This window comes from Pseudomonas sp. GP01-A4, assembly GCF_058780865.1.
The window spans coordinates 1-24,917 of sequence record NZ_JBYSWF010000004.1 but is presented as its reverse complement, the minus strand read 5'-3'; the positions used below and the strand labels follow the sequence as shown (position 1 = coordinate 24,917).

The following is a 24,917-nucleotide window of genomic DNA, read 5'->3' as shown; positions in this document are numbered from 1 at the left end:
GACTCCTCAGGCAACTTGCAGACGGGCGCTGGCGCGGCGATACAGTGCGAACGTCGCGCACAGGGCGCACAGCGCGGCGAACATCAGCCAGTAGGCGGGCGATGCCTTGTCGCCCGTCTCGTGGATAAACCAGGTGGAAATCGCCGGGGTAAAACCGCCGAAGATCGCGGTCGCCAGGCTATAGGCCAGGGAGAAGCCCGCCACACGCACTTCCACCGGCATGATCTCGGTCAGGGCCGGGATCATGGCACCGTTGTACATGCCGTAGAGGAAGGAGAACCACAGCAGGGTTTCCAGCATGTGCGCGAAGCTTGGCGCATTGACCACGTAGGAAAGTGCCGGGTAAGCGGTCAGCACGGTCAAAGCAGTCATGGCGATCAGCACCGGCTTGCGGCCAAAACGGTCACTGAGGGTGCCACCGATGGGCAGCCAGATGAAGTTCGACACGGCCACCAGCAAGGTCACCAGCAGGGCGTCGGCGGTGGTCAGGTTGAGTACGGTTTTGCCGAAGGTGGGTGCGTACACGGTGATCAGGTAGAAGGCCGTGGTGGTCATCGCCACCATCATCATGCCGCCGATCACGATGCTCCAGTTCTTCACCAGGGTGGCCAGCACTTCGCGCATGGTCGGGCGATGCTTGCGGTTGGCGAACTCTTCGGTTTCCTGCAGGTTGCGGCGCAGGACGAAGATGAACGGGATGATCACGCAGCCGATGGCGAACGGAATGCGCCAGCCCCAATCGGCAACCACGGCTGGTTCCATCCACTGGTTCAGGCCATAACCCAGGGCGGCCGCGACCACGATGGAGATCTGCTGGCTACCCGATTGCCAACTGGTATAGAAACCCTTGCGGCCCGGGGTGGCCATTTCGGCCAGGTACACCGACACGCCGCCCAGTTCGGCACCGGCCGAGAAACCTTGCAACAGCCGGCCCATCAGCACCAGCAGCGGTGCCCACAAACCAATGGTGTGATAGCCGGGCACCAGCACGATCAGCAGGGTGCCACTGGCCATGATCGCCAGGGTCACGATCAAGCCTTTGCGACGGCCCACATCATCGATGTACGCGCCGAGGATGATAGCCCCCAGCGGACGCATCAAAAAGCCCGCGCCGAACACGGCGAAGGTCATCATTAATGACGCAAATTCATTAGCGGCAGGGAAGAAGGCGGCGGCGATATAGGTGGCATAGAAACCGAACAGAAAGAAGTCGAACTGTTCGAGAAAGTTGCCGGAGGTGACGCGAAAGACCGCGCCGACTTTGGAGCGGGCAGAGTCAGGCCGTGAAGGGTTTTGCATTTTCTTGTGTCTCCAGCGTTCTTTTTAAAGTGCTTGTTTCGCTTAAGACCGCGGATAGTGGCTGACACATTTGGAAATGATAAGTGAGTTATTTACATGTATTGATGCGCCTTGGTTATCAATGACCGGGATCACACAAAACCGCTCCCTCATCTATGCTTCTCCATTGTGTCCAATTCTTACGGACGGGAGGTGGGTATGAGCAACGAACACAAGCAACGTGATGAGTTGGAGCAGGAGCGCGCCAGGAAGCTTCGCGAGGAAGAAAAACCGCAGACCTGGAAGCATCCGGACGATGGCACGGAACTGTCCGAGCGTGACCAGGAGCGCCCGCTCAAGCCTTGAGTCCTTGTTTCCTGTAGGAGCGAGCTTGCTCGCGAAAAACCTGAGGGCGACGCGGGGCACCTGATTTCCCGCGTTATCGTTAACGACCTTCGCGAGCAAGCTCGCTCCTACAGTGTTTCTTCAGTTTTGAATCGGCGTACACAACTCCACCAGCGTCCCATCCGGGCACCGCACATACGACACCACCTGCCCCCAAGGCTTGGTGCTCGGCGCAGCAAGTTCTGTCGCACCCTCGGCCAGCGCTCTGGCATGAGCCTTTGACACATCCTCGGTAACAAACCCCAACTCCATCCCCAGCGGTTGCTGTGAAGCATGCGCCTCCACATGCCCGCCCTTGAAGTTCATCTCGCCCAACTCATGCGCTGCAAAAGAGAGGGTGGTATCACCGGTATCCAACTCGCCATAGGTCCCCGATTCATGCAGGAAACGGCGACTGAAGCCGAAGGCTTTTTCGAAGAATTGCAGGGATGCAGCGACGTCCGGGACGTAGACGATGGTGTAGGCAAATTTCATGGTTCAGCGGTCCTTGCTGGAGAAAGGGCTCATTAGAGTCAGCGTCGTGCATACCGTCAACGGGAAACTATTTGACATATTTGATTTGTGATCACATATTGGAACCATAAGAACGACAACACAGGTTTTGACTCATGACAGATGGCCCGCTTCTCCTTCCCACCTTGCGCCAGGTGTCCCGCGATACCTTGCAAGACCAGGTCTATCGCCAGATCCGCGAAGCCTTGATGAGTGGTCGTTTCCAGCCCGGCCAGAAACTCACCATCCGCGGCCTCGCCGAAGCCCTCGGCTCCAGCCCCATGCCGGTGCGCGAAGCCCTCCAGCGCCTCAGCGCCGAAAACGCCTTTGAAGTCACCGAAACCTCCCGTCTGCGGGTACGCATGATGACGGTCGAACGCCTGCGGGAAATCCGCGATGCGCGGGTCGCCCTGGAAGGTTTGCTGGCAGAAAAGGCCGTATTGCTCCTGGAAAAAGCCGACCTCGACGAAATCTCCGACCTCTGCCAACAGATGCAACAGGCCGCCGACGAAGTCGACGTTTCCCGCTACCTGTGGACCAACTTCGCCTTTCACCGTCGGATCTATGCCGTCGCCCAGGCCGAATTGACCATGGCCGCCGTGGAAAACTTCTGGCTGCACATGGGCCCGTGTTTTGCCCTGGTCGCCCCCGATAAAGCTCACTTGCAACGCTCGATGGAGGCGCATACGCGCATCGTCGAAGCCCTGGCCGCCCGCGATGGCGCCGGTGCCCGCGCGGCCGTGACCGATGACATCATGCAGGCCGCCGATTCCCTGGCGCGCCTGCTCGTCAAGAACGACCGTTCGCGGTCGTCTGTTTCAGGAGGTAAACGTGCATGAGTGTCCTACAGCGGCTGCAGCCCTATCCTGGGTTACGTGTGTTGATTTCCGGCGGGGCTGCCGGCATCGGTGAAGTGTTGGCGGCGGCCTATCTGGAGGCGGGTGCCAAGGTGCATGTGTGTGATGTCAGCGAACCGGCCCTGGCGGCGTTTCGCGACAAGTACCCGGGCACTGTCGCCACCCGTGCCGACGTGAGCGATGCCACGCAGATCGAGGCGGTGTTCCAGGTGCAGCGCGAGCAATTCGGCGGGCTGGACGTGCTGGTCAACAACGCCGGGATTGCCGGGCCCACCGGCGGCATCGACGCCATCAGTGATGCCGAGTGGCAAGCCACGATCAATATCAACCTGACGGCGCAATACCGCTTTGCCCACCACGCGGTGCCGATGCTCAAGGAATCGTCCCACGGCCATCTGCTGCATATCGCCTCGGTCGCCGGGCGCCTCGGCTACGCCTGGCGCACGCCATATGCGGCGACCAAATGGGCCATCGTCGGCCTGATGAAATCCCTGGCCTCGGAGCTGGGCGAAAGCGACATCCGCGTCAACGCCTTGCTGCCCGGCATCGTTGAAGGCCCGCGCATGGACGGCGTGATCCGCGCCCGTGCCGAACAGGTCGGTGTGCCGGAAGCCGAGATGCGCCAGGAATACCTGAACAAGATCTCCCTCAAGCGCATGGTCACCGCCGAAGACGTCGCGGCCATGGCCTTGTTTCTCTGCTCGCCTGCCGCCCGCAATGTCACCGGCCAGGCGATCAGTGTCGACGGTAACGTCGAGTACCTGTAGGCCGCGTCAGCGTTAAGCCAGGGAAGAACACACAAGTTACACCCGGGATTTTTTTCATAAGAATAAAAGTCGGAGAATCGTCATGTCCAAAAATCGTCCTGTGATCATCACCTGCGCCGTCACCGGTGCCATCCATACGCCGTCGATGTCGCCGCATTTGCCGATCACCGCGCAGGAAATTGCCGACGCCGCCATCGGTGCCGCCGAAGCCGGCGCCGCCATTGTCCACCTGCATGCCCGTGATCCCATCGATGGCCGTCCCAGCCAGGACCCCGCGCTGTTCGCCGAATTCCTGCCGCACATCAAGGCCGCCAGCGACGTGGTGATCAATATCACCACCGGCGGCGCACCGACCATGGGCGTCGAAGAACGCCTGCAACCGGTGATGCAGTTCAAGCCGGAACTGGCCTCGCTGAACATGGGCTCGATGAACTTCGGCCTGTACGAAATGCTCAACCGCTTCACCGAGTTCAAGCATGACTGGGAGCGTCCGTACCTGGAAGAAAGCGACGACCGGATCTTTCGCAATACCTTCCGCGACATTACCCACATCCTCAATTCCTGCGCCGAGAACCGCACCCGTTTTGAAATCGAGTGCTACGACATCGGCCACCTGTACACCGCCGCCCATTTCCTGGAGCGCGGCCTGCTGAAACCACCGTTGTTTATCCAGTCGGTATTCGGTTTGCGCGGCGGCATCGGCGGGCACCCGGAAGACCTGGCCCATATGCGCCGCACCGCCGACCGCCTGTTTGGCGACGACTACGTGTGGTCGATCCTCGGCGCCGGCCGTGGGCAAATTCCGCTGGCCACCATGGGCCTGTCCATGGGCAGCAACGCCCGGGTCGGCCTGGAGGATTCGCTGTGGGATGGCCCGGGCAAACTGGCCGCGTCCAACGCCGACCAGGTACGGCGCATTCGCACAGTGATCGAAGCCCTCGGCCATCAGGTCGCCACGCCGGATGAAGCGCGGGAAATCCTCGGGCTCAAGGGGCGCGACCAAGTCAATTTCTAATTGATAAACCGGCCGCGTCATGGCGCGGCCATGCCCATCCCGCACAACAACAAAAAAGGGGATAACACCATGCGTATCGAAGTGCTTGTGGACGTGAAGACCACCCTGGGCGAAGGCCCGGTGTGGGACGTCGAACAACAACGGTTGTACTGGATCGACAGCGCCGACGGCCGGATCCTGCGCTGCACCGAGGATGGGCGCGAATTGCGCGCCTGGGATGTGGGCCAGAAAATCGGCTCCATGGCCCTGCGCCATAGCGGCGAGCAAGCCATCGTCGCCCTGCAAAACGGCGTGCACCTCCTCGACCTCAACAGCGGCGAACTGGCCCTGGTGATCGACCCGGAACCCGCACTGCCCAACAACCGCCTCAACGACGGCAAGGTCGACCGCCAGGGGCGCTTTGTCTTCGGCTCCATGGACACCCTCGAAGACAGCGCCAGCGCCAAACTCTACCGCCTCGACGCGGACCTGAGCCTGCACACCCTGGACGAAGGCATCATCGTGTCCAACGGTCCGTGCTGGAGCCCGGCGGGCGATACGTTCTACTTTTGCGACACTTGGTCCGGCGAGATCTGGGCCTATGACTACGACCCAGCCAGCGGCGCGGTGAGCAATCGACGCACCTTCGCCAAGGTCGATACCAGCGGCGGTGGCGCTGCCGACGGCTGCACCGTGGATGCCGAAGGCTGCCTGTGGCAGGCGCTGGTCTATGCCGGAAAACTGGTGCGCTACACGCCCGACGGCCAGGTCGACCGGATCATCCAGATGCCGGTGAAAAAGGTCACCAGCCTGACCTTTGGCGGGCCGAACCTGGACACCCTGTTTGTCACCTCCATGGCCAAGCCACCGTTGCCGCGTTTCCCGGCCGACGGTCAGCAGCGCGGGGCGCTTTTTGCGATCACCGGGCTGGGCGTGCAAGGAATAGCCGAGCGACGGTTCGCCAGCTAGCGCGTTTTTTTCAACAAGGCACTTTCCTTTCGCAACCTTGTGTCAGTGCGCGCCCTCGCGCGCCTGGAGAAACCCATGGCAACCTTGAAAAAAGCCTCGCTGCGCAGTATTCACCGGCACTCCTGGGTGTCGCTGCTGGTGTGCTGGATGATCTGGATCCTCAACGCCTACGACCGTGAGATCGTGCTGCGCCTGGGGCCGACCATCTCCAAGCATTTCGATTTGTCGGCCGACCAGTGGGGCACCATGGCCACGGTGATCATGCTGGCCCTGGCCCTGCTGGATATTCCCGGCTCGATGTGGAGTGACCGCTACGGCGGTGGCTGGAAACGTGCGCGGTTCCAGGTGCCGCTGGTGCTTGGCTACACGGCTATTTCGTTCCTCTCCGGGTTCAAGGCCCTGAGCGGCAACCTCGCGACCTTTATCGCGCTGCGGGTTGGCGTCAACCTCGGCGCAGGCTGGGGCGAGCCGGTGGGCGTGAGCAACACCGCCGAATGGTGGCCGGTGGAGCGTCGTGGTTTTGCCCTTGGCGCGCACCACACCGGTTACCCGATCGGCGCCATGCTCAGTGGCATCGTCGCCAGCTTTGTCATCAGCACCTTCGGTGAAGACAACTGGCGCTACGTGTTCTTCTTCGCGTTTGTGGTGGCGTTGCCGCTGATGATTTTCTGGGCGCGGTATTCCACCGCCGAACGCATCACCGCGCTGTACGTCGACATCGCCGCCAAGGGCATGACCCCGCCGGACAACGCACCGGCCAGCCAAGTGAAGGGCCACGCCTGGCGCACGTTTATCGCCACGTTGCGCAACCGCAATATCGCCCTGACGGCGGGTAATACGATGCTGACCCAAGTCGTGTACATGGGCGTCAACATCGTGCTGCCGGCCTACCTGTACAACATTGCCGGGCTGTCCCTGGCCGAGTCGGCGGGGATGAGCGTGGTGTTCACCTTGACCGGGATTCTCGGGCAACTGGTGTGGCCGTCGCTGTCGGACATCATTGGCCGGCGCGTCACCCTGATCATCTGCGGGGTGTGGATGGCCGCCAGTGTCGGTGCGTTCTACTTCGCCAACACCCTGACCCTGATCATCGTCGTGCAACTGCTGTTCGGCCTGGTGGCCAACGCGGTGTGGCCGATCTACTACGCGGTGGCCTGCGACTCGGCCGAGCCGTCGGCGACCTCCACCGCCAACGGCATCATCACCACCGCGATGTTTATCGGTGGCGGCCTGGCGCCGGTGCTGATGGGCAGCCTGATTGCCATGGGCGGCGGCTGGACCACCTTGCACGGCTACACGGTGTGCTTCTTCGTGATGGCCGGCTGTGCCCTGGGCGGGGCGCTGCTGCAACTGTTTTCCCATCGCCCGCCGGCGCTGGTTGCGCAACTCGAACCCTAGAACAACACCGATGCGTCCCCCAGCCGTTGCGCTGGCGGGGCGCCAAGAGGAATTGCCCGATGAAGACTGCCAACACCGCCCGTGAACCACGGGAGTTGAACAAACTGATGTTCGTCAAGCTGATGCCCTTGCTGATCATCGCCTACGTGCTGAGCTTCCTGGACCGCACCAACATCGCCTTGGCCAAGCACCACCTGGACGTTGACCTGGGGATTTCAGCAGCGGCCTATGGCCTGGGCGCCGGGCTGTTTTTCCTGACCTATGCGCTGTCGGAAATCCCCAGCAACCTGATCATGCACAAGGTCGGCGCGCGGTTCTGGATAGCCCGGATCATGGTGACCTGGGGCCTGATTTCGGCGGCCATGGCGTTCGTCCAGGGTGAGACCTCGTTCTATATCCTGCGCCTGCTGCTGGGCATTGCCGAAGCCGGCCTGTTTCCCGGGGTGATGCTGTACCTCACCTACTGGTTCAACCGCGAGCAACGGGCGCGGGCTACCGGGTATTTCCTGCTCGGCGTGTGTTTTGCCAACATCATCGGTGGCCCGGTGGGCGCGGCGTTGATGCGCATGGACGGGCTGCTCGGCTGGCACGGCTGGCAGTGGATGTTCCTGCTCGAAGGGCTGCCGGCAGTCGCGTTTGCCTGGGTGGTGTGGTGCAAGTTGCCGGACCGTCCGAGCAAGGCGCCATGGCTCTCGGCCGCAGAGGCGCGCGGGATTGAACAGCGCATCGCGATGGAGACCGAAGAGGGCGCAGGCGAGGGCGGGCATTCCCTGAAGAACTGGCTGACACCGCAGATCCTGCTGGCGATCTTTGTGTATTTTTGCCATCAGATCACCATCTACACCGTGATCTTTTTCCTGCCGAGCATCATCAGCAAATACGGTGAATTGAGCACCATGAGCGTCGGCTTGCTGACCTCATTGCCGTGGATTGCCGCAGCGGCCGGCGCTGTGTTGCTGCCGCGCTTTGCGACCACGCCCACCCGTGCCCGGCGGCTGTTGATTACCGGTTTGCTGACCATGGCGTTGGGGCTGGGGATTGCCTCGGTGTCGGGGCCGGTGTTCAGCCTGCTGGGCTTTTGTCTGTCGGCGGTGATGTTCTTTGTGGTGCAGTCGATCATCTTTCTCTACCCGGCCTCGCGCCTCAAGGGCGTGGCGCTGGCGGGCGGGTTGGGCTTCGTCAATGCCTGCGGATTGCTCGGCGGGTTTGTCGGGCCGTCGGTGATGGGCGCGATCGAGATGAGCACCGGCAATGCCACGAATGGCTTGAAAGTGATTGCCGTGGTGCTGGTGGTGGCCGCGTTGGCCGCCTTGCGTTTGCGTCAGGGGCAGGAGCAGGAGCCCGGTCACACCAGCAACGAGGTAGGAAACCCCGAAGCCAGCACCAGGTAAGCCACGACTGCCGCCAGGCACAAACCGACAAATACCCGTAACAGTGTCCTGGCGGTGGGATGAGCGATGAATTTGATGGCCCAGAGCAAAATCCCGGCAACCAGGACGCTCAAGGCAGAAATGACCAGCACGATGGTGTTCTCGCAAGCCTTGGAAGCTGCTTTATAGTCCCAAAGGCCCGTGTTGAACAGTGTGCGCATAGACGCAGGGCCCCGGGTGTTTCTAAACTGCGACTTATCCAGGGCAGTGGGGCGGTCGCCGATGAATCGCAATGAGTTACGCAAGGCCGACATCAATTTGATGGTGGTCTTTGAAACCTTGATGCTCGAACGCAACGTGACCCGGGTGGCGGAGAAGCTGTTTCTCGGGCAACCCACCATCAGTTCGGCCCTCAACCGCCTGCGTACGTTGTTCAATGACCCGCTGTTCATTCGTGTCGGCCATCGGATGGAACCTACCGCGCGGGCCGAGGAAATCATCAAGCACCTGTCGCCGGCCCTCGACTCCTTGTCGTCGGCCCTGAGCCTGACCCACGATTTCGACCCGTCCATCAGCACCATGACCTTTCGCATCGGCCTGTCCGATGACGTCGAGTTCGGCCTGCTGCCGCCGCTGCTGCGCGCCTTGCGCCAGGAAGCGCCGCAGGTGGTGTTCGTGGTGCAGCATGTGGATTACTGGCGCATCCCGGACCTGCTGGGTTCCGGGGATATCACCGTCGGCATCACCCAGACCCGCGGCCTGCCGGCCAATGCCAAGCGCAAATTATTGCGGCATATCCGCCCGTGCCTGCTGCGGGCGGACGCCTCGGACAAACCCCTGACCCTCGACGAATATTGCGCGCGGCCCCATGTGCTGGTGTCCCACACCGCCAACGTGTCCGGGTTTGCCGATGAGTGGCTGGCGGAAATCGGTCGCAAGCGCCACGTGGTGCTCTCGGTGCCGCAATACAGCGCATTGCCGGCGCTGCTCGCCGGCACCGACATGATCGCCAGCCTGCCGGATTACACCGCCCAGGCCATGGCCGCCGGGGGCAATCTGTTCTGTGAACCGTTCCCGTTCGAAACCCCGACCCTGGACTTGTCGATGGTCTGGCTCAGCCACGTTGACACCGATCCGGCGGAGCGCTGGATGCGTTCGCGGCTGGAGGCGTTCATGAGCGAGCGGGACATGCTGCCGGTGGTCGCACCCAAATCTTGAGATAAAACCTTCAGGGAGATCCAGGCATGGCCCTATCCCGTTCCTTGCTGCGTGGGCGCGGCAGTCATGACAGCGGCAAGGTTGGCATGGTCGAGCTGTTTTTCGACCTGGTGTTCGTGTTTGCCGTGACCCAGTTGTCCCATTCGCTGCTCGCCCACTTGTCCATCGGCGGTGCCGTGCAGGTGGCGTTGATGATGGTCGCGGTGTGGTGGGTGTGGATCTTCACTTCGTGGGTCACCAATTGGCTGGACCCGGAAAAAATCCCGATCCGCATCGGCCTGTTCGGCTTGATGGTGGCGGGCCTGTTGCTGTCCTCGTCGATCCCCAAGGCGTTTACCGATCGCGGGCTGTTGTTCGCCGGCGCCTATGTGTTCATGCAGGTAGGACGCACGCTGTTTGCGTTGTGGGCGGTGCGCGGCGAGTCGCTGAACATGACCCGCAATTTCCAGCGGATCCTGGCGTGGATGCTGTTTTCCGGGGTGTTCTGGATCACCGGTGCGCTGCTCGAAGGCGAGCAGCGCCTGGCCTTCTGGGCCCTGGCGCTGTTGATCGAGTTGATTTCCCCGTCGGTGTATTTCTGGGTGCCCGGGCTTGGGCCCTCGACGCTTGCGGACTGGAATGTGGAAGGCAACCACATGGCCGAACGCTGCGGCCTGTTTGTGATCATCGCCCTCGGTGAGTCGTTGCTGGTGACCGGCGCGACCTTCGCCGAACTGCCCTGGAGCGTGGACGGGCTGGCGGCATTCCTGGTGGCAGTGGTGGGCAGCATCGCCCTGTGGTGGATCTATTTCGACAGCGGCGCCGAGCGCGCCCACCATCGCATTGCCAGCTCTGCCGACCCGGGCCGTCAGGCGCGGATCGCCTACACCTACCTGCATGTATTGATCGTCGCCGGGATTATCGTCAGCGCCGTGGCCGACGAACTGGTGCTGGTGCATCCGGGGCATGCCAGCCAGGCGGGCGTGGTGGCGATCATCGCCGGCCCGTGGTTGTTCCTGCTGGGCAGTGCGCTGTTCAAGTGGGTGATGAGCGACCGGCCGTTGCCACCGTTTTCGCACCTGGGCGGCTTGCTGATGCTGCTGGTATTGCTGCCGCTGGGATTGCAGCAGGTGTTTTCGGCGTTGGTACTGGGGGCGTTGACGTCGGCGGTGTTGGTGATCGTGGCGATCTGGGAAAATCGCTCGCTGCACAGCCTGACCGAAGTTTCACACTGAAAGCGGTCTGATTCCGCCCGGCCCCGTGCTATATGTATGACTCTTTTCCTACAACAAGCTCGGAGCCTTCATGCCGCATCTGCATCTGGAATACACCGCCAACCTCACAGAGCTGGCCGTTGAGAAAACCTTGTTGCGGCTCAACAACGTGCTGATGGCGTCCGGGCAGTTCGGTTCCGAGTTCGATATCAAAAGCCGCGCGCTGAAGGTGGAGACATTCCAGGTTGGCACGTCCATCAGCCCGCGCGCTTTTATCGCGGTGAAGCTGTCGCTGCTCAGCGGGCGTTCACCGCAGGTCAAGAAGCAATTGTCGGAAAGCCTGTTGGCGGCGCTGCAGGACCTGGGCGATTGGCCTGCAGACCTGCAGGTGCAGCTCAGTGTCTTGCTGGTCGATATGGATCGCGAGTCCTACAGCAAAGTCACCATCGGCTGACGGGCAATACTCTGAGGCGAGGGAGCTTGCTCCCGCTGGACCGGGCTGGCGCTCCAGTGCGAAGCGCTCCCAAAATTCTTGGGGCCGCTACGCAGCCCAGCGGGAGCAAGCTCCCTCGCCACAGGGGGTCATAATAATCCCTGATCCGCACACACCTTCACCACCTGCTCCCTGAACCACGTGTTGGCGCTGTCCTGCGCGCTGTGTTCATTCCACTGCATATCCAGGGTAAACCCCGGCAAACCGTTCGGCGCTTCGCAATGGCCGAACACGGTCGTGTCTGCCAGCAGCTTCAGCACTCGACGGGGCAAGGTGACGATAAAGTCAGTGCCGGTGATCATCTTCAGCGCCGCGCTGTAGCTGTTGGCGCGGGCGATCACCTGGCGCTTGTGGGACTGGCGCGCCAGCCAGCCGTCGATCATGTTGGTGTCGGAACTCCAGGGCGTGGGGAACACATGGCGCCGGGCGACGAAGGATTGCAGGCTGAACGCCGGTTCCCGGGGCGCCGAGTGTTTGTCGAACACGCACACCAGGTCGTCCTCCAGCAGCATCTGGGTCTTGATGTCCTTGTGCTCGCGATGAAAGTGCGGCCCGAAGCAAATCACCAGGTCCAGACGCCCGTCGCGCAAGGCGTCGGCCGGGACCTCGGTTTCGAGCTTCTGCACGTTGACGATCACCGGCAGATCGGCGCGGTCGAAGTTTTTCAGCAGGCGCGGCAGGATCAACTGTTCGAAGTATTCGGGGGCGCAGACGTTGAAGGTCACAGCCTTCTGGGTGGGGTCGAACGTTTGGCTGCCGGCATGGCACAGGTTGATGCTTTCGAGGATTTTCTGCACATGCCCGTACATGGTGGCGGCTTTGTACGTAGGACGCATGCCCGCCCGGGTGTTGATAAACAACTCGTCTTCGAAGCTGGTGCGCAGCTTCTTCAGGCTGTAGCTCACGGTGGACTGGCTGACGAACAGGGTTTCGGAAACCTCGGTGACGCTGCTTTGGTCGTAAACAGCGACAAACACCATCAGGTCCTGCATATCGAGCTTTCTAAGCAAGTTGCTGTTTAGCATCCGTTCCGTCCGCAAGCGCTTTGTACCGAACTCGGTACAAGACAATACAAAATGTTAACGGAACGCTCGTACCAATAGAAAGCTCTGTCGGACCTTTCTCTGTTTGAGGTGGGACAAATAATGTTTACAACACGACCTCAGCGAATATGCCGCGCGTAATGCCGGGGATCGAAGCGCAGTACGATCAGCAGCATCACCACCACCACGGCCGTCAGTGACCACCAGGCCCACTCGAAGCTGCCCAGTTGGTCGCGGATCATCCCGGCAATCAGCGGCGACAAACCGGCGATCAGGTAGCCGATGCCCTGCACAAAGGCCGTCAGGCCACCGGCGCGGCGCGGGTTGTCGAGGTGGTCGAGGGACAGGATCAGGCTCATCGGAAACAAGCCGCCAATCCCCAGGCCGAGCAAACACGGCCACAGCAGGCTCAGGTATTGCGGGCTCAGGATCAGGCCGCAGAAGCCGGCGATGATCAGCACCAGCAGCACCGCTACCACACCCCGCTTGTCCCTCCGGCGGTTGGCGATGGCCGGGGTAATCAGGCCGGAGACCACTTCCATGGCCGTCAAAAAGCCCAGCAACAGGCCGGCGTTCTGTTCACTCCAGCCTTGTTCCACGTAGTACGGCGCCAGCCAGGCCAGCACGCAGGTGTAGGACGCGGTACCGAGGCCGAAGAAAATCGCCAGCAACCAGGCCCGGCGATTGCCGAAGAATGACGCCTGCGGGCCTGCGCCGGCTTGCGGCAGCGGCGGCAGCACCGAGCGTTGGGCGTACCAGAACACCAGCGCCAATACCGCGAGAACCGCCCAGATGGCCAGGCCGATGCGCCAGCTGCCGGTTTGCACCTGGATAAACGGCGAGAACGAAGCGGCGAGGGCCGCGCCGCCCATGATCGCGGTGACGTACAGGCCCATGAACAGGGAAACGTTGTCGCTGAAGCGCGACTTGATCAAGGCGGGCATCAACGCCTGGATCATCGCGATGCCTACGCCGGCGGCGATGGCGCTGAGGATCAGCTCAACCGCCGAGTCCAGGAACAACCGGGAGACGGTGGCCAGGCCGATCACCACCAGCGACAGCACAATGCTGCGATGCTCGCCGAAGCGTTTGGCCACGCCCATGCCAAAAAACATCGCCAGGCCCATGGCCATGACGGGCAGCATGGTCAGCAGGGAGGCCGTGCTGAAACTCAGGGCCACATCGGCGCGAATCGACGACAACAACGGGCCGACGGCGGCCATCGACGGGCGCAGGTTGAGGGCAACCAGCACAACGCTGATCATCAGCCAAACGGCGGTGGCGGGTTTTGCGCGGACGTTTTCCATGGGCGAGCCTTGAACTGACAAGGGCAGTATTAGGCCGGGCGTGGGGGAGGGCGGCAAATGAGAAAGTCGTTGGGGCTATTGAAAAAATGCATCTGCTGACACGGCACAAATCAACAGGTAGGAGCTGGCTTGCCTGCGATAGCGGTGGCTCAGGCAACACATCTGTGTCTGATAGACCGCAATCGCAGGCAAGCCAGCTCCCACAGGGAACAGTGGTGCTCTTGAGTGTTTCTACACCGCCCGGATCACATGCTTGATCTCCTGAAACGCCTGCAACCCCCACGGCCCCAGTTCCCGGCCAATACTGCTCTGCTTGTAACCACCCCACGCCGTTTGCGGGAAGATCACCTGCGGCGCGTTGATCCACACCAAACCCACCTGCAAAGCATTGGCCACACGCTCAGCCGCTTCCAGGTTGCTGCTCAGCACGCTCGCGACCAGGCCAAACTCACTGTCATTGGCCAGCGCCACCGCCTCGGCCTCACTGGCAAAACTGCGCACGCACAGCACCGGGCCGAAGATCTCCTCGTTCCACAACGCGCTGTCCAACGGCACTTCAGTGAAGACCGTCGGGCGAATGAAATACCCATGAGGCAAATCCGCCGGGCGCCCGCCGCCACACAGCAGCTTCGCGCCGGCTTGCACGCCACGTTCGATATGCCCCAGCACCCGCTGGTACTGCGCACGGTTGACCAATGCGCCCATTTCCACGTCTTCGGCAAACGGGTCCGCCACGCGAATGCTCTCGGCCCTGGCCTGCAAGCGGGTGAGAAACTCGTCCGCCAGTTCGTCGGCCACCAACACCCGGCTGGTGGCGGAACACATCTGCCCGGCGTTGAAGAAACCACCGCCGCAGGCCAGTTCCACGGCCAGGTCGAGGTCGGCGTCCGCCAGCACCAGCAACGCGGATTTGCCGCCCAGTTCCAGGCTCACACCCTTCACCGTTTCGGCGGCGCGCTGCATCACCTGCACGCCCACGGCATTGCTGCCGGTGAAGGAAATTTTCGCGATCCGTGGGTCAGCCGCCATCGGCGCGCCCACCGCCAGGCCAGTGCCGCAGACCAGGTTGAACACACCGGCAGGCAAGCCCACCGAGGCGATGATCCGGGCCAGTTCCAGCTCTGCCAGCGGCGTCACTTCCGAAGGCTTGAGCACCACGCAGCAACCGGCCGCCAGCGCGGGGGCGAGTTTCCAGGCGGTGGTCACCATCGGGAAATTCCACGGCACAATCAGGCCGACCACGCCGCAGGCTTCACGGCGTACACGGGCGCTGAAATCCTCAGTGGGCAGTACCACCGGACGGTCCTGGCTGGCGTCCATTTCGTCGGCCAGGTTCGCGTAATAGGCAAAGGTGGCGATCACGTCATCCACATCGATGCCGGCTTCAAACAGCGGCTTGCCGTTGTTGCTCGATTGCAGTTGCATCAGGTGTTCACGCTCTGCGCTCACACCCTCGGCGATCTTGCGCAACAGCGCGGCGCGGTCGCGGCCGGTGCTTTTCGACCAGTCCGGGAAGGCCGCGCTGGCGGCGCCGATGGCCTCAGTCACCGCGCCTGCATCACCCACGCTCACTTGGGCCAGGGTGGCCTCGGTGGCCGGGTTGATCACGTCCAGCACGTCATGGCCGGCACGCCACGCGCCATTGATAAACAGCCCATTCAATACCGCGCTCATACCGCCACCTCCTTCATCCAAAGCCCCTGGTCGATTTCAATCAGCGTCGGGCCCTGGCGATCAGTGGCGGCACGCAAGGCGCTGCGTAATTCCTCAACACCCTGGATGCGCTGGGCAGCAGCGCCGAGGGCCTTGGCCACGCCGATAAAGTCCGGGGTGTAGATGTCCACGCCCACCGGTTCGATGGCGCGGTTGACCATGTATTTCTTGATCTCCTCATAGCCCTGGTTATTCCACAGCAGCACGATCACCGGCGTGCGCGCTTCCACGGCGCTGGCCAGTTCCGGCAGGGTGAATTGCAGGCCGCCGTCGCCGATCAGGCACACCACCGGCGCACCGTTGCCGCGCCCCAGCCACGCACCGATGGCCGCCGGCAAGGCGTAGCCGAGGGTGCCGTAGCCGGTGGAGGAGTTGAACCAGCGGCGCGGTTGGTCGAGGTTCAGGGTCAGGTTGCCGGTGTACACCGGTTGGGTGGAGTCGCCCACCAGTACGGCGTCGGGCAGTTCGTCCAGGACGGTGTTGAGGAACAGGGTTTGCGCGCGGGTGGCGGCGTCCCAGGTGGGTTCCAGTTCGCTCCACAGGCGGGCGACGCGGTGGGCGCCCCAGTTGCTGTCGCGGGCGGCCAGGGGTTTGTTGCCCAGCTCGGCAAGCAGTGCCTGCGCAGCGATTTGCGCGTCGGCTACCAGCGCGACTTGCGGCGGGTAATTGCGCACGGTCTGGTCGGAATCGATGTCGATGCGCAGCAGGGCGCCGGGAATGTCGAAGCCGCCGGCGAAGGTTACGTCGTAGTCGGTTTCCGCCAGCTCGGTGCCGATCGCCAGCACCACGTCTGCCTCGGCCACCAGCGCGCGGGTGGCGACCAGGGTTTGGGTCGAGCCGATCAGCAACGGGTGGTTGGCGGCCAGCATGCCCTTGGCATTGATGGTCAGCGCCACCGGAGCGCCGAGGGCTTCGGCCAGTTGCGTCAACTCGGGTGCTGCGTCGATGGCGCCACCACCGGCGAGAATCAGCGGGCGTTTTGCCGCCGCCAGCAACTGGCTCATCTGCTTGACCGCCGACGGCGCAGCGCCAGCGCGGGAAACGCTGACCGGTTCGCTGCCGAGCAACGCGTCGGCGTTTTCCACCAGCACGTCCAGCGGGATTTCGATGTGCACCGGGCGCGGTCGTCCGGCCTGGAACAGCGCAAATGCCCGGGCCAGTACACCGGGCAACTCGGCCGCCGACATCAAGGTATGGGAGAACGCCGCCACGCCCGCGATCATCGCGTTCTGGTTCGGCAGCTCGTGCAGCTTGCCGCGCCCGCCGCCCAGCTGGCTGCGGGACTGCACGCTGGAGATCACCAGCATCGGGATCGAGTCGGCGTAGGCCTGGCCCATGGCGGTGGTGATGTTGGTCATGCCGGGGCCGGTGATGATGAAGCACACGCCGGGCTTGCCGCTGGTGCGCGCATAGCCGTCGGCCATGAAACCGGCGCCCTGTTCGTGGCGCGGGGTGACGTGGCGGATGCTCGAGCGCGCCAGGCCCCGGTAGAGTTCCACGGTGTGCACGCCGGGGATGCCAAACACCTGGTCCACGCCGTAGCCTTCCAGCAGGTTGACCAATACTTCGCCGCAGGTCGCCATTGTCGTCGCTCTTATTGTTGATAAAGGCCCGTATTGGAACGGCTGGCCCGTAGCGGCAACAATCGATAAAAAGTCATACTAGCCATGTCCTCTCGTCATGGCTGCGCCCTTATGAAACGTCTTCCGCCGCTGCCGGCCCTGCACACCTTTTGGGTCACGGCCCAGTGCAGCAACTTCACCCGAGCCGCCGAGCAATTGCACATCACCCAGGGCGCGGTGAGTCGGCAGATCGCCGGGCTGGAAAGTCATCTGGGCTATGCGCTGTTCCAGCGCCAGGCTCGTGGCTTGAGCCTCACCGAAGAGGGCCGCGAATGGTCACTGCGGGCGCAGCAGGTGTTCGGCCTGATCGGCGAGGCGGTGGAGCAGATCGGCACCCGCCGCGAGACCTTGCAGCTCAAGGCCTCCACCTGCGTGATGCGCTGGCTGTTGCCGCGCCTGATGCAGTGGCAGCAGGAACGCCCGGATGTGCCGGTGGAGTTGACCACCACCGTGGCCTACACGGTCGACTTTCGCCGCGAGCAGTTCGATGCCGCGGTGATCTACGCGCCGATTGCCGAGCAGTCGGCCCAGGCCCGGCATCTGTTCGATGAGCGCCTGACACCGGTGTGCGCGCCGGCCTTGCTCGGTGGCTTGCACACGCCCGCCGATTTGCAGCAACAGGTGTTGTTGCACCCTACGCGGGATGAGCGGGATTGGGCGTTGTGGTTGAAAGCGGCGAATACACGCTTGAGCAATCTGGCCCAGGGGCATCATTTTGAAACCCTGGACCTGGCGATGACGGTTGCGTCCCAAGGCTCGGGCGTGGCAATTGGTGACAGCGCGCTGATTGGCGAGGACCTGAAGGCGGGGCGGTTGGCCACGCCGTTTGAACTACGGGTGCCGACGGGGATGGGGTATTACCTGGTGTACCCGCCGGGCACTGAGCCCTCGGCGGGGTTGGAGCAGCTTATGGACTGGCTGGTGAGCCAGGCACAGTCGCCGTCACAATGAAGATCAAAATGTGGGAGCGGGCTTGCTCGCGAAGGCGCCGGGTCAGCCAATACATCTGTTGACTGACACACCGCATTCGCGAGCAAGCCCGCTCCCACATTTTTAGTGCGCGTCAGCCTTAGTAGCCGACGGTAAACCGCTGGCGTGAATGCTTCGGTGTTTCCACTTCATCAATCAGCGCAATCGCAAAGTCGGCAAAACTGATCCAGCTGCGGCCTTCACTGCTCACCAGCAATTCATCCTGGCCCAGGCGGAATGTGCCGGTGCGCGCGGTCTCGACGAACTCCGCCGAAGGCGACAGGAAGGTCCAGTCCAGGTCTTTTTCCTGGCGCAGGGTATCGAGGAAAACACTGCCGGCGCTGGCTTCGGCTTTGTATTCCTCGGGGAAGCCCGTGCTGTCGATCACCCGGCTGCCGTCCGGCAACAACAGCGAACCGGCACCGCCGACCACCAGCAGGCGCTTCACGCCGGCTTTTTTCACCGGGTTGATCACCGCTTCCGCAGGCAGGGTGGCGAAGTGCGCCGCGCTGATCACCACGTCGTTGCCGCGGATGGCCTGTTCCAGCGCCTGGGCATCCAGTGCATCCACTTGCTTGGCGATGACCCCAGGGCGCACGCCAATCTTGTCGGTATTGCGAGCGATGGCCGTGACGGTGTGCCCGCGACGCAACGCTTCTTCCAGCAGTTGGCTACCGGCACGACCGGTGGCACCAATGATTGCGATCTTGCTCATGACGTTCTCCAGTACGGTTAAGGGTTGAATCAACTCACCACTGCATTTCGCCCTTGGCGACTTTGGCGCCCAGTTCCAGGGTGCTCTCGTCACCCAGGTTCGGGTAACGCTTTTGCATCGCCGCAATCAGGGCGGCGGAGTCCTTGGCCTTGGCGGTTTCTTCGTCAAAGGCCTTGATGTAGTCGGCGGTGAACGCCACGGATTTGAGCGACGGCGTGCCCAGGTAGTGACCCGGAATCACCGTGCGCGGTTTCAAGTCCTGGATACGTTGCAGGGTGGCCAGCCAATCGGTGTGGGACTTCGCGGTCTGCGTATCGGCCATCCACACATGAATGTTTTCCGCGACGACTACACCACCGACCACCGCCTTGATCGACGGGATCCACACAAAGGTGCGGTCCGGTTGTGCGCCGTCGAGGCCGATCACCTCCAACTGCTTGCCTTCGAGGGTCAGGCTGTGGCCCTCAAGCACCTGGGGAATGACGGCTTTGCCAGGCTTGTCCGCGTCCAGTTTCGGGCCCCAGAACGCCAGTTTGTGTTCAACGGTGGCCTTGATATGGTCCACCACCGGCTGCGGTGCCAGGACTTTGGCCTGGGGGAAGGCGGCGGTCAGGGTATCGAGGCCGAAGTAGTAGTCCGGGTCGCCGTGGCTGATGTAGATGGTAGTCAGGCGCTTGCCGCTGGCGCGGATTTTTTGCACCAGTTGCTCGGCCTGGGTCTTGCCGAATTGGGCGTCCACCAGGATCGCATCTTTGTCGCCGCTGACCAGTACCGAGGTGACCGGCATCATCGCGGTTTCGCCCGGGTTGTAGGCGTCCAGGGTCAGGTCGGCCGCCATGGCGTGCGCGGCGAAGGCCAGGGAGGCGGCGGCCAGTGCCACGCGCTTGAGCGGGGAGAATCCAAACATGTGCAGCTCCAGTCATCGGTAAGGTGTGGACAGAGCTTAGTTGCACCAAACGCTACAAAAAATGCGATGCTTGGACATAGTTTGTTTCTAAAAGCGGGCAAATCATGGATCGTCTTCAAGCAATGCGGGTGTTTGTCGCGGTGGTGGACTTGGGCAGCCAGTCGGCGGCAGCCGACCATCTGGACCTGTCGCGCCCGGTGGTGTCGCGCTACCTGGCGGAGCTGGAAGACTGGGTCGGCGCGCGCCTGATGCACCGCACCACCCGCAAGCTCAGCCTGACCGCCGCCGGCAGCGAAACCCTGCCCCGTTGCCGGCAGATGCTGGAGTTGTGCAGCGACATGCAGGCCGCCGTCAGCGAACCCGACGAAGCGCCTCGCGGCCTGCTGCGCCTGAGTGTCAGCACCTCGTTCGGCCAGGCACAGCTGGCCGATGCCATGGCCGAATACGTCAAGCGCTACCCGCTGGTCAACATCGATATGCAGATGCTTGATCGCACGGTGAACCTGGTGGATGAGCGCATCGACCTGGCGATCCGCACCAGCTTCGAACTGGACCCCAACCTGATCGCCCGCCGCCTCACGCTGTGCCGCTCGGTGATCTGCGCATCGCCCGCTTACCTGCTGGAGCATCCGCAACCGCGGCAGGTACAGGACCTGGCACGGCACAATTGCCTGACCCACTCCTACTTCGGCAAAAGCCTGTGGCACTTCATGGAAAACGGCGAGCCGGTGTCGGTGCCGGTGCAGGGCAATATCAGCGCCAACGAGGCCAGTACCTTATTGCGGGTGACGCTGGCGGGAGCAGGGGTGTCGCGGCTGCCGAGTTATCAGGCGGGCGACTACATCCGCAGCGGCGAGTTGATCCGCTTGTTGCCCGAGGCCGAGCCGCAGCAGATGAACATCTACGCGGTGTACGCCTCGCGCAAGCATATGCCGGCGGCGCTGCGCAGCCTGCTGGATTTCCTGGTATTGAGGTTTCCGGAAGAGCCGGTGTGGGACGTCGGTCTCTAAGCCGACATAAACAGGTTGAATGTCGCCCGATAATGGCGACTTGCCCCAGCTGACCTATGCTTATCAAAGCACCTTCTTGATCGGATCAGAGGTCAGCATCATGTCGATCAAAACAAGAAAGTACCTGATGATTTTCACCCTGTGCGCCGCCGCCACCGCGCTCTATGGCACTGCCGCCTACCGCGTCGAACAGACCCGCATGCAGCCGGGGTTCGCCTCCAGCTGCAATCACGGTCAATGCGTTGGCCACATGGCTGCCTTCAGTTCGCTTCGCTAGCGTCCTGGTCGGCTTTCAACTGCTCCCGAAACGCCTTCGGGGAGAACCCGACGCGTCGGCGAAACAGCCGTGAGAAGTTGGTCGGGTCGGAAAAGCCCAAAACCTCCGACATTTCATTGATGGTCATGCTGGTGTAGGTCAGCAGGCGCTTGGCTTCCAGCAACTGGCGGTCGTGCATGATCTGCAACGCGGGCTGCCCGCCCAACTCCCGACACGTCCCGTTCAGGTGTGAGACCGAGATCCCGAGCTTGTGGGCCAGGTCTTCGATTTTCGGGTGCTCGCGATAATGTTGCTCTACCAGCTGGGTGAACCGGCGGAAGTATTCGCGGCCCCGCGGTGCCCGTGGATGGCGACGCTGGATGGCCTGGCGGCTGATCCACACCAGCAGTACGCTGACCAGGGCGTGCATCATCATGTCTCGCGCCGGTTGGTCGCTGGCGTACTCCTCCTGCAGGCGCGCAAACAGGCTGTTGAGGTAGTCACTGTCGTTGCCGGCAGGGTAGCTGCCCAGGGCATTCAGGCCATCCAGCGCCGCGCCCAGTTGCCCCTGCAGGTGCGCCATCAGCGGCGCGGCCAGGGTGACCACAAACCCCTCGACGTCTTCGGAAAAGCGAAAGCCATGCACGCATAACGGCGGCAGCACCTGCAGCGTCGATTCATTCAGGGTGCTGCGCTGCCCCTCAATCTCCAGTTGTGCCTGGCCTTTGTGCACGTAAAGCAACTGGCACAGGTCCGCATGCCGGTGGGGCTGGATTTCCCACTGGTACTCACGGCTGCGCCGGGAGATGGTTTCACAGTGCAACAAATCCGGGGTCGGCCATTGCTGGCTCTCACCGTAGAGTTTGAACACTGGAATCGCGGCACTGGCAGTTTTGGTCATGGCTTCATCCGATACTTCGGGATAGTTGTGCGGTAATCGCCCCAATTGGCGAAAAGCGCAGCTTTGGGCTCAGTTTTCACCTTCTTATGCCGGGCACTCAAGTGAAAAATGCCAGCAACACCTTCAATGACAACTCTTTCACCGGATACGTTCGGGTGAAGCTTGCGGGCCATAAAAATAATGAAAACGCTGAAAACCCAAGTCGCCATCATCGGCGCCGGTCCCTCGGGGCTGCTGCTCGGTCAACTGTTGCACAACGCCGGGATCGAAACCCTGATTCTTGAGCGCCAGACGCCGGATTACGTGCAAGGGCGCATCCGTGCCGGGGTGCTGGAACAAGGCATGGTCGACCTGCTGCGCCAGGCCGGCGTGAGTGCGCGGATGGATGCCGAAGGCCTGGTGCATGAGGGCTTTGAGCTGGCGCTGAATGGGCAACTGACCCATATCGACCTCAAGACGCTGACCGGCGGCAAGACGGTGATGATCTACGGGCAAACCGAAGTCACCCGCGACCTGATGGCCGCGCGCCAGGCCAGCGGCGCGACAACGTTGTATGAAGCCGGCAACGTGCAGCCCCATGATCTGAAAAGCCCGGAGCCGTGGCTGAGCTTCGAACATAAAGGCGAGCATTACCGGCTGGACTGCGACTACATCGCTGGCTGCGATGGATTTCACGGTGTGGCGCGTCAGTCGATTCCCACCGAGGCATTGAAAGTCTTTGAACGGGTCTATCCGTTTGGCTGGCTGGGCATCCTCGCCGACACCCCGCCGATCCACGATGAACTGGTGTACGCCAAGCACGAACGCGGTTTTGCCCTGTGCAGCATGCGTTCACCGACCCGCAGCCGTTATTACCTGCAGGTGCCGGCCGATGAGTCGGTGGACGACTGGTCCGATGCACGCTTTTGGGATGAACTGAAAACCCGCTTGCCCAGCTCACTCACCGAGCAACTGGTGACCGGCCCGTCCATCGAAAAGAGCATCGCGCCACTGCGCAGTTTTGTGGTGGAGCCGATGCAGTACGGCCGCCTGTTCCTGCTCGGCGACGCCGCCCACATTGTGCCGCCCACCGGCGCCAAGGGTTTGAACCTGGCGGCCAGCGATGTCAGCACCTTGTTCAATATCCTGCTCAAGGTGTACCGCGAGGGCCGAGTGGAATTGCTGGAGAAGTACTCGCAGATTTGCCTGCGGCGGATCTGGAAGGCCGAACGGTTTTCCTGGTGGATGACCTCGATGCTGCATCAGTTTCCTGAGGCAGACGGCTTCAGCCAGCGCATTGCACAGAGCGAATTGGAGTATTTCGTGGACTCAGAAGCCGGTCGTAAAACCATTGCAGAAAATTACGTCGGACTTCCTTACGAGGCTATCGAATAGTCAGCTATCTAGTACACTGACGAGCATTCCCGTGGGCCTTCTTTTCCCGCGGGCCCTTGCTCGCAGGTTCTGCCGTGACCAACCTCAATCAGCCCGCCACACCCGCCGTGCGCAGTGTCCTTGTCGCCTTGATGATGGCGATCTTTCTCGGGGCTTTGGACCAGACCATCGTCGCCGTCTCCATGCCGGCGATTTCCGCCCAGTTCCATGACGTCAACCTGCTGGCCTGGGTGATCTCCGGCTACATGGTGGCAATGACCGTGGCCGTGCCGATCTACGGCAAGCTCGGCGACCTGTACGGGCGCCGGCCAATGATGCTGATCGGCATGGGGCTGTTCACCCTCGCGTCACTGTTCTGCGGCATGGCCCAGAGCATGGAGCAACTGGTGCTGGCGCGGATCCTCCAGGGCATCGGTGCTGGCGGGATGATTTCGGTCAGCCAGGCGATTATCGGCGACATTATTCCGCCCCGTGAGCGCGGGCGCTACCAGGGTTACTTCAGCAGCATGTACGCGGTGGCGAGCGTGGCCGGCCCGGTGTTGGGCGGCTACATGACCGAGTACCTGTCGTGGCGCTGGGTGTTCCTGATCAACCTGCCGCTGGGCGCGGGCGCCTGGTGGGTGGCCCATCGCACGCTGGTGGGGCTGCCGGTGCCGCAACGCAAGCCGGTGATCGACTACCTCGGCACCTTGCTGATGATCGTCGGTTTGACGGCGCTGTTGCTGGGTATCACCGAAATCGGCCAGGGCCATCATTGGCGCGACGATGAAGTGCTGGGGCTGTTGGTCTGTGCCGTGGTGGCGTTGACGGTGTTTGTGTGGCACGAGCGTCGGGCGCGGGAGCCCTTGTTGCCGATGCACCTGTTTGCCAACCGCAGCGCGGTGTTGTGCTGGTGCACGATTTTCTTTACCAGTTTCCAGGCGATTTCCCTGACGGTGCTGATGCCGCTGCGCTACCAGACCGTCACCGGTTCCGGTGCCGACAGTGCCGCCTTGCATTTGCTGCCGCTGGCGATGGGCTTGCCGATGGGGGCGTATTTTGCCGGGCGCATGACCTCGGTGACCGGGCGTTATAAACCGATGATCCTGATTGGCGCCTTCCTGAGCCCGATCGCGATTTTCGGCATGGCGTTGAGTGCGCCTCAGGCGGTGGCGGTCACCAGTCTGTTTATGTTGCTGTGCGGGATTGCCGCCGGGATGCAGTTTCCGACTTCCCTGGTGGGTACGCAGAACTCGGTGGAGCAGCGGGATATCGGGGTGGCGACCAGCACCACCAACCTGTTCCGTTCCCTGGGCGGTGCGGTTGGGGTGGCATGCATGTCGGCGCTGTTGCTGGCGTTGTTGCAGGACTCCAGTTTTGCGCACCTGGCCAGTGGGGCGCTGGTCGCGGAAGGGAGTTCGGGGAATGTGCTGCTGGATGGCTTGAATGCGGCGCCTGGGCCGGCGCAGGATGCCTTGCGGGGGGAGTTGTTGATTACCTTCAGGCATTTGCTGATGGTCAGTGCCGGGGTGTCGTTGTTGGGGTTGGCGGCGGCGATTGCCATGCCTGATCGGGTGTTGCGGGGGCGGGAAGACAAGGCCAAATAGTCGAAAAAATGAAGATTAAATGTGGGAGCGGGCTTGCTCGCGAATGCGGTCTGTCAGCTGATAAATAGGCTGACTGATAC

Annotated in this window: 25 protein-coding genes; 15 read left to right on the top strand and 10 right to left on the bottom strand. The window is 62.3% G+C overall.

The annotated features are described in order from the left end of the window. Positions 1-6: 6 nt before the first annotated feature. Complete coding sequence (locus AC3WKX_RS04125) at positions 7-1,299, bottom strand: MFS transporter (protein WP_102604244.1); 1,293 nt, start codon at positions 1,297-1,299, stop codon at positions 7-9. A 198-nt stretch (positions 1,300-1,497) separates the two neighbouring features. On the opposite strand from AC3WKX_RS04125, the gene AC3WKX_RS04120 reads away from it, so the two are divergent. Further along, positions 1,498-1,644, top strand: coding sequence for a hypothetical protein (locus AC3WKX_RS04120; RefSeq protein ID WP_008437901.1), 147 nt, complete (start codon positions 1,498-1,500; stop codon positions 1,642-1,644). Between the two features lie 120 nt (positions 1,645-1,764). On the opposite strand, the gene AC3WKX_RS04115 is transcribed toward AC3WKX_RS04120, so the two are convergent. Continuing rightward, the gene (locus AC3WKX_RS04115; RefSeq protein ID WP_008437902.1) at positions 1,765-2,157 is read right to left on the bottom strand and encodes a VOC family protein; all 393 of its coding nucleotides are present in this window, start codon (positions 2,155-2,157) and stop codon (positions 1,765-1,767) included. 134 nt (positions 2,158-2,291) lie between these two features. On the opposite strand from AC3WKX_RS04115, the gene AC3WKX_RS04110 reads away from it, so the two are divergent. The 6 genes from AC3WKX_RS04110 (at position 2,292) to AC3WKX_RS04085 (ending at position 8,551) form a co-directional block, all read left to right on the top strand. Beyond that, on the top strand, positions 2,292-3,014 hold the full coding sequence (locus AC3WKX_RS04110; protein ID WP_003211913.1) for a GntR family transcriptional regulator: 723 nt from the start codon (positions 2,292-2,294) through the stop codon (positions 3,012-3,014). Continuing rightward, positions 3,011-3,799, top strand: coding sequence for an SDR family oxidoreductase (locus tag AC3WKX_RS04105; RefSeq protein ID WP_008437903.1), 789 nt, complete (start codon positions 3,011-3,013; stop codon positions 3,797-3,799). Before AC3WKX_RS04110 ends, AC3WKX_RS04105 begins: the two co-directional genes overlap by 4 nt. 82 nt (positions 3,800-3,881) lie before the next feature. Beyond that, entirely contained in the window at positions 3,882-4,814 is a 933-nt protein-coding gene (kce, locus tag AC3WKX_RS04100) for a 3,5-dioxohexanoate:acetyl-CoA acetone transferase (RefSeq protein WP_008437904.1), read from the top strand. Positions 4,815-4,883: 69 nt separating this feature from the next. Continuing rightward, positions 4,884-5,762: an SMP-30/gluconolactonase/LRE family protein gene (locus AC3WKX_RS04095; protein ID WP_003211906.1), complete on the top strand. Its 879-nt coding sequence runs from the start codon at positions 4,884-4,886 to the stop codon at positions 5,760-5,762. Positions 5,763-5,837: 75 nt separating this feature from the next. Further along, positions 5,838-7,160 carry an MFS transporter gene (locus AC3WKX_RS04090; RefSeq protein ID WP_003211904.1) on the top strand — a complete coding sequence of 441 codons (1,323 nt, stop codon included), beginning with the start codon at positions 5,838-5,840 and terminating at the stop codon, positions 7,158-7,160. Between the two features lie 59 nt (positions 7,161-7,219). Beyond that, a complete protein-coding gene (locus AC3WKX_RS04085; protein ID WP_102604245.1) occupies positions 7,220-8,551 on the top strand; it encodes an MFS transporter in 1,332 nt (443 codons plus the stop codon). On the opposite strand, the gene AC3WKX_RS04080 is transcribed toward AC3WKX_RS04085, so the two are convergent. Then, entirely contained in the window at positions 8,506-8,751 is a 246-nt protein-coding gene (locus tag AC3WKX_RS04080) for a hypothetical protein (RefSeq protein WP_023659101.1), read from the bottom strand. The two genes, AC3WKX_RS04085 and AC3WKX_RS04080, sit on opposite strands and share 46 nt — an antisense overlap. Before the next feature lie 61 nt (positions 8,752-8,812). On the opposite strand from AC3WKX_RS04080, the gene AC3WKX_RS04075 reads away from it, so the two are divergent. The 3 genes from AC3WKX_RS04075 (at position 8,813) to AC3WKX_RS04065 (ending at position 11,395) form a co-directional block, all read left to right on the top strand. Beyond that, the gene (locus AC3WKX_RS04075) at positions 8,813-9,748 is read left to right on the top strand and encodes a LysR substrate-binding domain-containing protein (RefSeq protein WP_003211897.1); all 936 of its coding nucleotides are present in this window, start codon (positions 8,813-8,815) and stop codon (positions 9,746-9,748) included. 26 nt (positions 9,749-9,774) lie between these two features. Then, positions 9,775-10,962 carry a low temperature requirement protein A gene (locus AC3WKX_RS04070; protein ID WP_102604246.1) on the top strand — a complete coding sequence of 396 codons (1,188 nt, stop codon included), beginning with the start codon at positions 9,775-9,777 and terminating at the stop codon, positions 10,960-10,962. Positions 10,963-11,032: 70 nt separating this feature from the next. Then, the gene (locus AC3WKX_RS04065) at positions 11,033-11,395 is read left to right on the top strand and encodes a 5-carboxymethyl-2-hydroxymuconate Delta-isomerase (RefSeq protein ID WP_102368307.1); all 363 of its coding nucleotides are present in this window, start codon (positions 11,033-11,035) and stop codon (positions 11,393-11,395) included. Positions 11,396-11,523: 128 nt separating this feature from the next. On the opposite strand, the gene AC3WKX_RS04060 is transcribed toward AC3WKX_RS04065, so the two are convergent. The 4 genes from AC3WKX_RS04060 to AC3WKX_RS04045 all read right to left on the bottom strand — a co-directional run bounded on the left by AC3WKX_RS04060 (position 11,524) and on the right by AC3WKX_RS04045 (position 17,080). After that, positions 11,524-12,459 (bottom strand): LysR family transcriptional regulator, encoded by a 936-nt coding sequence (locus tag AC3WKX_RS04060; RefSeq protein ID WP_023659100.1) that lies wholly within the window; start codon positions 12,457-12,459, stop codon positions 11,524-11,526. Positions 12,460-12,596: 137 nt separating this feature from the next. After that, entirely contained in the window at positions 12,597-13,784 is a 1,188-nt protein-coding gene (locus tag AC3WKX_RS04055; protein WP_087692582.1) for a cyanate transporter, read from the bottom strand. A gap of 231 nt (positions 13,785-14,015) precedes the next feature. Beyond that, entirely contained in the window at positions 14,016-15,458 is a 1,443-nt protein-coding gene (locus tag AC3WKX_RS04050) for an aldehyde dehydrogenase family protein (protein ID WP_102604247.1), read from the bottom strand. Next, positions 15,455-17,080 (bottom strand): 5-guanidino-2-oxopentanoate decarboxylase, encoded by a 1,626-nt coding sequence (locus AC3WKX_RS04045; protein ID WP_102604248.1) that lies wholly within the window; start codon positions 17,078-17,080, stop codon positions 15,455-15,457. The genes AC3WKX_RS04050 and AC3WKX_RS04045 overlap by 4 nt, the downstream gene beginning before the upstream one ends. A 111-nt stretch (positions 17,081-17,191) precedes the next feature. Here AC3WKX_RS04045 and AC3WKX_RS04040 point away from each other — a divergent pair, with 111 nt between their 5' ends. Continuing rightward, the gene (locus tag AC3WKX_RS04040; protein WP_102604249.1) at positions 17,192-18,070 is read left to right on the top strand and encodes a LysR substrate-binding domain-containing protein; all 879 of its coding nucleotides are present in this window, start codon (positions 17,192-17,194) and stop codon (positions 18,068-18,070) included. A gap of 118 nt (positions 18,071-18,188) precedes the next feature. Here AC3WKX_RS04040 and AC3WKX_RS04035 read toward each other — a convergent pair whose 3' ends face one another. Then, on the bottom strand, positions 18,189-18,803 hold the full coding sequence (locus AC3WKX_RS04035; RefSeq protein WP_102604250.1) for an NAD(P)-dependent oxidoreductase: 615 nt from the start codon (positions 18,801-18,803) through the stop codon (positions 18,189-18,191). A 34-nt stretch (positions 18,804-18,837) separates the two neighbouring features. After that, positions 18,838-19,710 (bottom strand): MBL fold metallo-hydrolase, encoded by an 873-nt coding sequence (locus AC3WKX_RS04030; RefSeq protein WP_102604251.1) that lies wholly within the window; start codon positions 19,708-19,710, stop codon positions 18,838-18,840. Between the two features lie 104 nt (positions 19,711-19,814). Between AC3WKX_RS04030 and AC3WKX_RS04025 the strand changes: the two genes are divergently transcribed. After that, the gene (locus AC3WKX_RS04025; protein WP_003210653.1) at positions 19,815-20,720 is read left to right on the top strand and encodes a LysR family transcriptional regulator; all 906 of its coding nucleotides are present in this window, start codon (positions 19,815-19,817) and stop codon (positions 20,718-20,720) included. Between the two features lie 100 nt (positions 20,721-20,820). Next, positions 20,821-20,997 carry a hypothetical protein gene (locus AC3WKX_RS04020; RefSeq protein WP_162835184.1) on the top strand — a complete coding sequence of 59 codons (177 nt, stop codon included), beginning with the start codon at positions 20,821-20,823 and terminating at the stop codon, positions 20,995-20,997. On the opposite strand, the gene AC3WKX_RS04015 is transcribed toward AC3WKX_RS04020, so the two are convergent. Next, the gene (locus tag AC3WKX_RS04015; RefSeq protein ID WP_003210655.1) at positions 20,981-21,877 is read right to left on the bottom strand and encodes a helix-turn-helix domain-containing protein; all 897 of its coding nucleotides are present in this window, start codon (positions 21,875-21,877) and stop codon (positions 20,981-20,983) included. The genes AC3WKX_RS04020 and AC3WKX_RS04015 overlap by 17 nt on opposite strands. A 189-nt stretch (positions 21,878-22,066) precedes the next feature. On the opposite strand from AC3WKX_RS04015, the gene pobA reads away from it, so the two are divergent. Continuing rightward, positions 22,067-23,251 carry a 4-hydroxybenzoate 3-monooxygenase gene (gene pobA, locus AC3WKX_RS04010; RefSeq protein ID WP_173883010.1) on the top strand — a complete coding sequence of 395 codons (1,185 nt, stop codon included), beginning with the start codon at positions 22,067-22,069 and terminating at the stop codon, positions 23,249-23,251. A gap of 74 nt (positions 23,252-23,325) precedes the next feature. Next, positions 23,326-24,837: an MDR family MFS transporter gene (locus AC3WKX_RS04005; protein ID WP_102604253.1), complete on the top strand. Its 1,512-nt coding sequence runs from the start codon at positions 23,326-23,328 to the stop codon at positions 24,835-24,837. The last annotated feature ends 80 nt before the right edge of the window (positions 24,838-24,917 follow it).

What these genes read in the sequence shown, in the direction of transcription:
- AC3WKX_RS04125 (WP_102604244.1), bottom strand. Translation starts at nt 1,299, where the DNA reads ATGCAAAACCCTTCACGGCCTGACTCTGCCCGCTCCAAAGTCGGCGCG.
- AC3WKX_RS04120 (WP_008437901.1), top strand. Translation starts at nt 1,498, where the DNA reads ATGAGCAACGAACACAAGCAACGTGATGAGTTGGAGCAGGAGCGCGCC.
- AC3WKX_RS04115 (WP_008437902.1), bottom strand. Translation starts at nt 2,157, where the DNA reads ATGAAATTTGCCTACACCATCGTCTACGTCCCGGACGTCGCTGCATCC.
- AC3WKX_RS04110 (WP_003211913.1), top strand. Translation starts at nt 2,292, where the DNA reads ATGACAGATGGCCCGCTTCTCCTTCCCACCTTGCGCCAGGTGTCCCGC.
- AC3WKX_RS04105 (WP_008437903.1), top strand. Translation starts at nt 3,011, where the DNA reads ATGAGTGTCCTACAGCGGCTGCAGCCCTATCCTGGGTTACGTGTGTTG.
- kce (WP_008437904.1), top strand. Translation starts at nt 3,882, where the DNA reads ATGTCCAAAAATCGTCCTGTGATCATCACCTGCGCCGTCACCGGTGCC.
- AC3WKX_RS04095 (WP_003211906.1), top strand. Translation starts at nt 4,884, where the DNA reads ATGCGTATCGAAGTGCTTGTGGACGTGAAGACCACCCTGGGCGAAGGC.
- AC3WKX_RS04090 (WP_003211904.1), top strand. Translation starts at nt 5,838, where the DNA reads ATGGCAACCTTGAAAAAAGCCTCGCTGCGCAGTATTCACCGGCACTCC.
- AC3WKX_RS04085 (WP_102604245.1), top strand. Translation starts at nt 7,220, where the DNA reads ATGAAGACTGCCAACACCGCCCGTGAACCACGGGAGTTGAACAAACTG.
- AC3WKX_RS04080 (WP_023659101.1), bottom strand. Translation starts at nt 8,751, where the DNA reads ATGCGCACACTGTTCAACACGGGCCTTTGGGACTATAAAGCAGCTTCC.
- AC3WKX_RS04075 (WP_003211897.1), top strand. Translation starts at nt 8,813, where the DNA reads ATGAATCGCAATGAGTTACGCAAGGCCGACATCAATTTGATGGTGGTC.
- AC3WKX_RS04070 (WP_102604246.1), top strand. Translation starts at nt 9,775, where the DNA reads ATGGCCCTATCCCGTTCCTTGCTGCGTGGGCGCGGCAGTCATGACAGC.
- AC3WKX_RS04065 (WP_102368307.1), top strand. Translation starts at nt 11,033, where the DNA reads ATGCCGCATCTGCATCTGGAATACACCGCCAACCTCACAGAGCTGGCC.
- AC3WKX_RS04060 (WP_023659100.1), bottom strand. Translation starts at nt 12,459, where the DNA reads ATGCTAAACAGCAACTTGCTTAGAAAGCTCGATATGCAGGACCTGATG.
- AC3WKX_RS04055 (WP_087692582.1), bottom strand. Translation starts at nt 13,784, where the DNA reads ATGGAAAACGTCCGCGCAAAACCCGCCACCGCCGTTTGGCTGATGATC.
- AC3WKX_RS04050 (WP_102604247.1), bottom strand. Translation starts at nt 15,458, where the DNA reads ATGAGCGCGGTATTGAATGGGCTGTTTATCAATGGCGCGTGGCGTGCC.
- AC3WKX_RS04045 (WP_102604248.1), bottom strand. Translation starts at nt 17,080, where the DNA reads ATGGCGACCTGCGGCGAAGTATTGGTCAACCTGCTGGAAGGCTACGGC.
- AC3WKX_RS04040 (WP_102604249.1), top strand. Translation starts at nt 17,192, where the DNA reads ATGAAACGTCTTCCGCCGCTGCCGGCCCTGCACACCTTTTGGGTCACG.
- AC3WKX_RS04035 (WP_102604250.1), bottom strand. Translation starts at nt 18,803, where the DNA reads ATGAGCAAGATCGCAATCATTGGTGCCACCGGTCGTGCCGGTAGCCAA.
- AC3WKX_RS04030 (WP_102604251.1), bottom strand. Translation starts at nt 19,710, where the DNA reads ATGTTTGGATTCTCCCCGCTCAAGCGCGTGGCACTGGCCGCCGCCTCC.
- AC3WKX_RS04025 (WP_003210653.1), top strand. Translation starts at nt 19,815, where the DNA reads ATGGATCGTCTTCAAGCAATGCGGGTGTTTGTCGCGGTGGTGGACTTG.
- AC3WKX_RS04020 (WP_162835184.1), top strand. Translation starts at nt 20,821, where the DNA reads ATGTCGATCAAAACAAGAAAGTACCTGATGATTTTCACCCTGTGCGCC.
- AC3WKX_RS04015 (WP_003210655.1), bottom strand. Translation starts at nt 21,877, where the DNA reads ATGACCAAAACTGCCAGTGCCGCGATTCCAGTGTTCAAACTCTACGGT.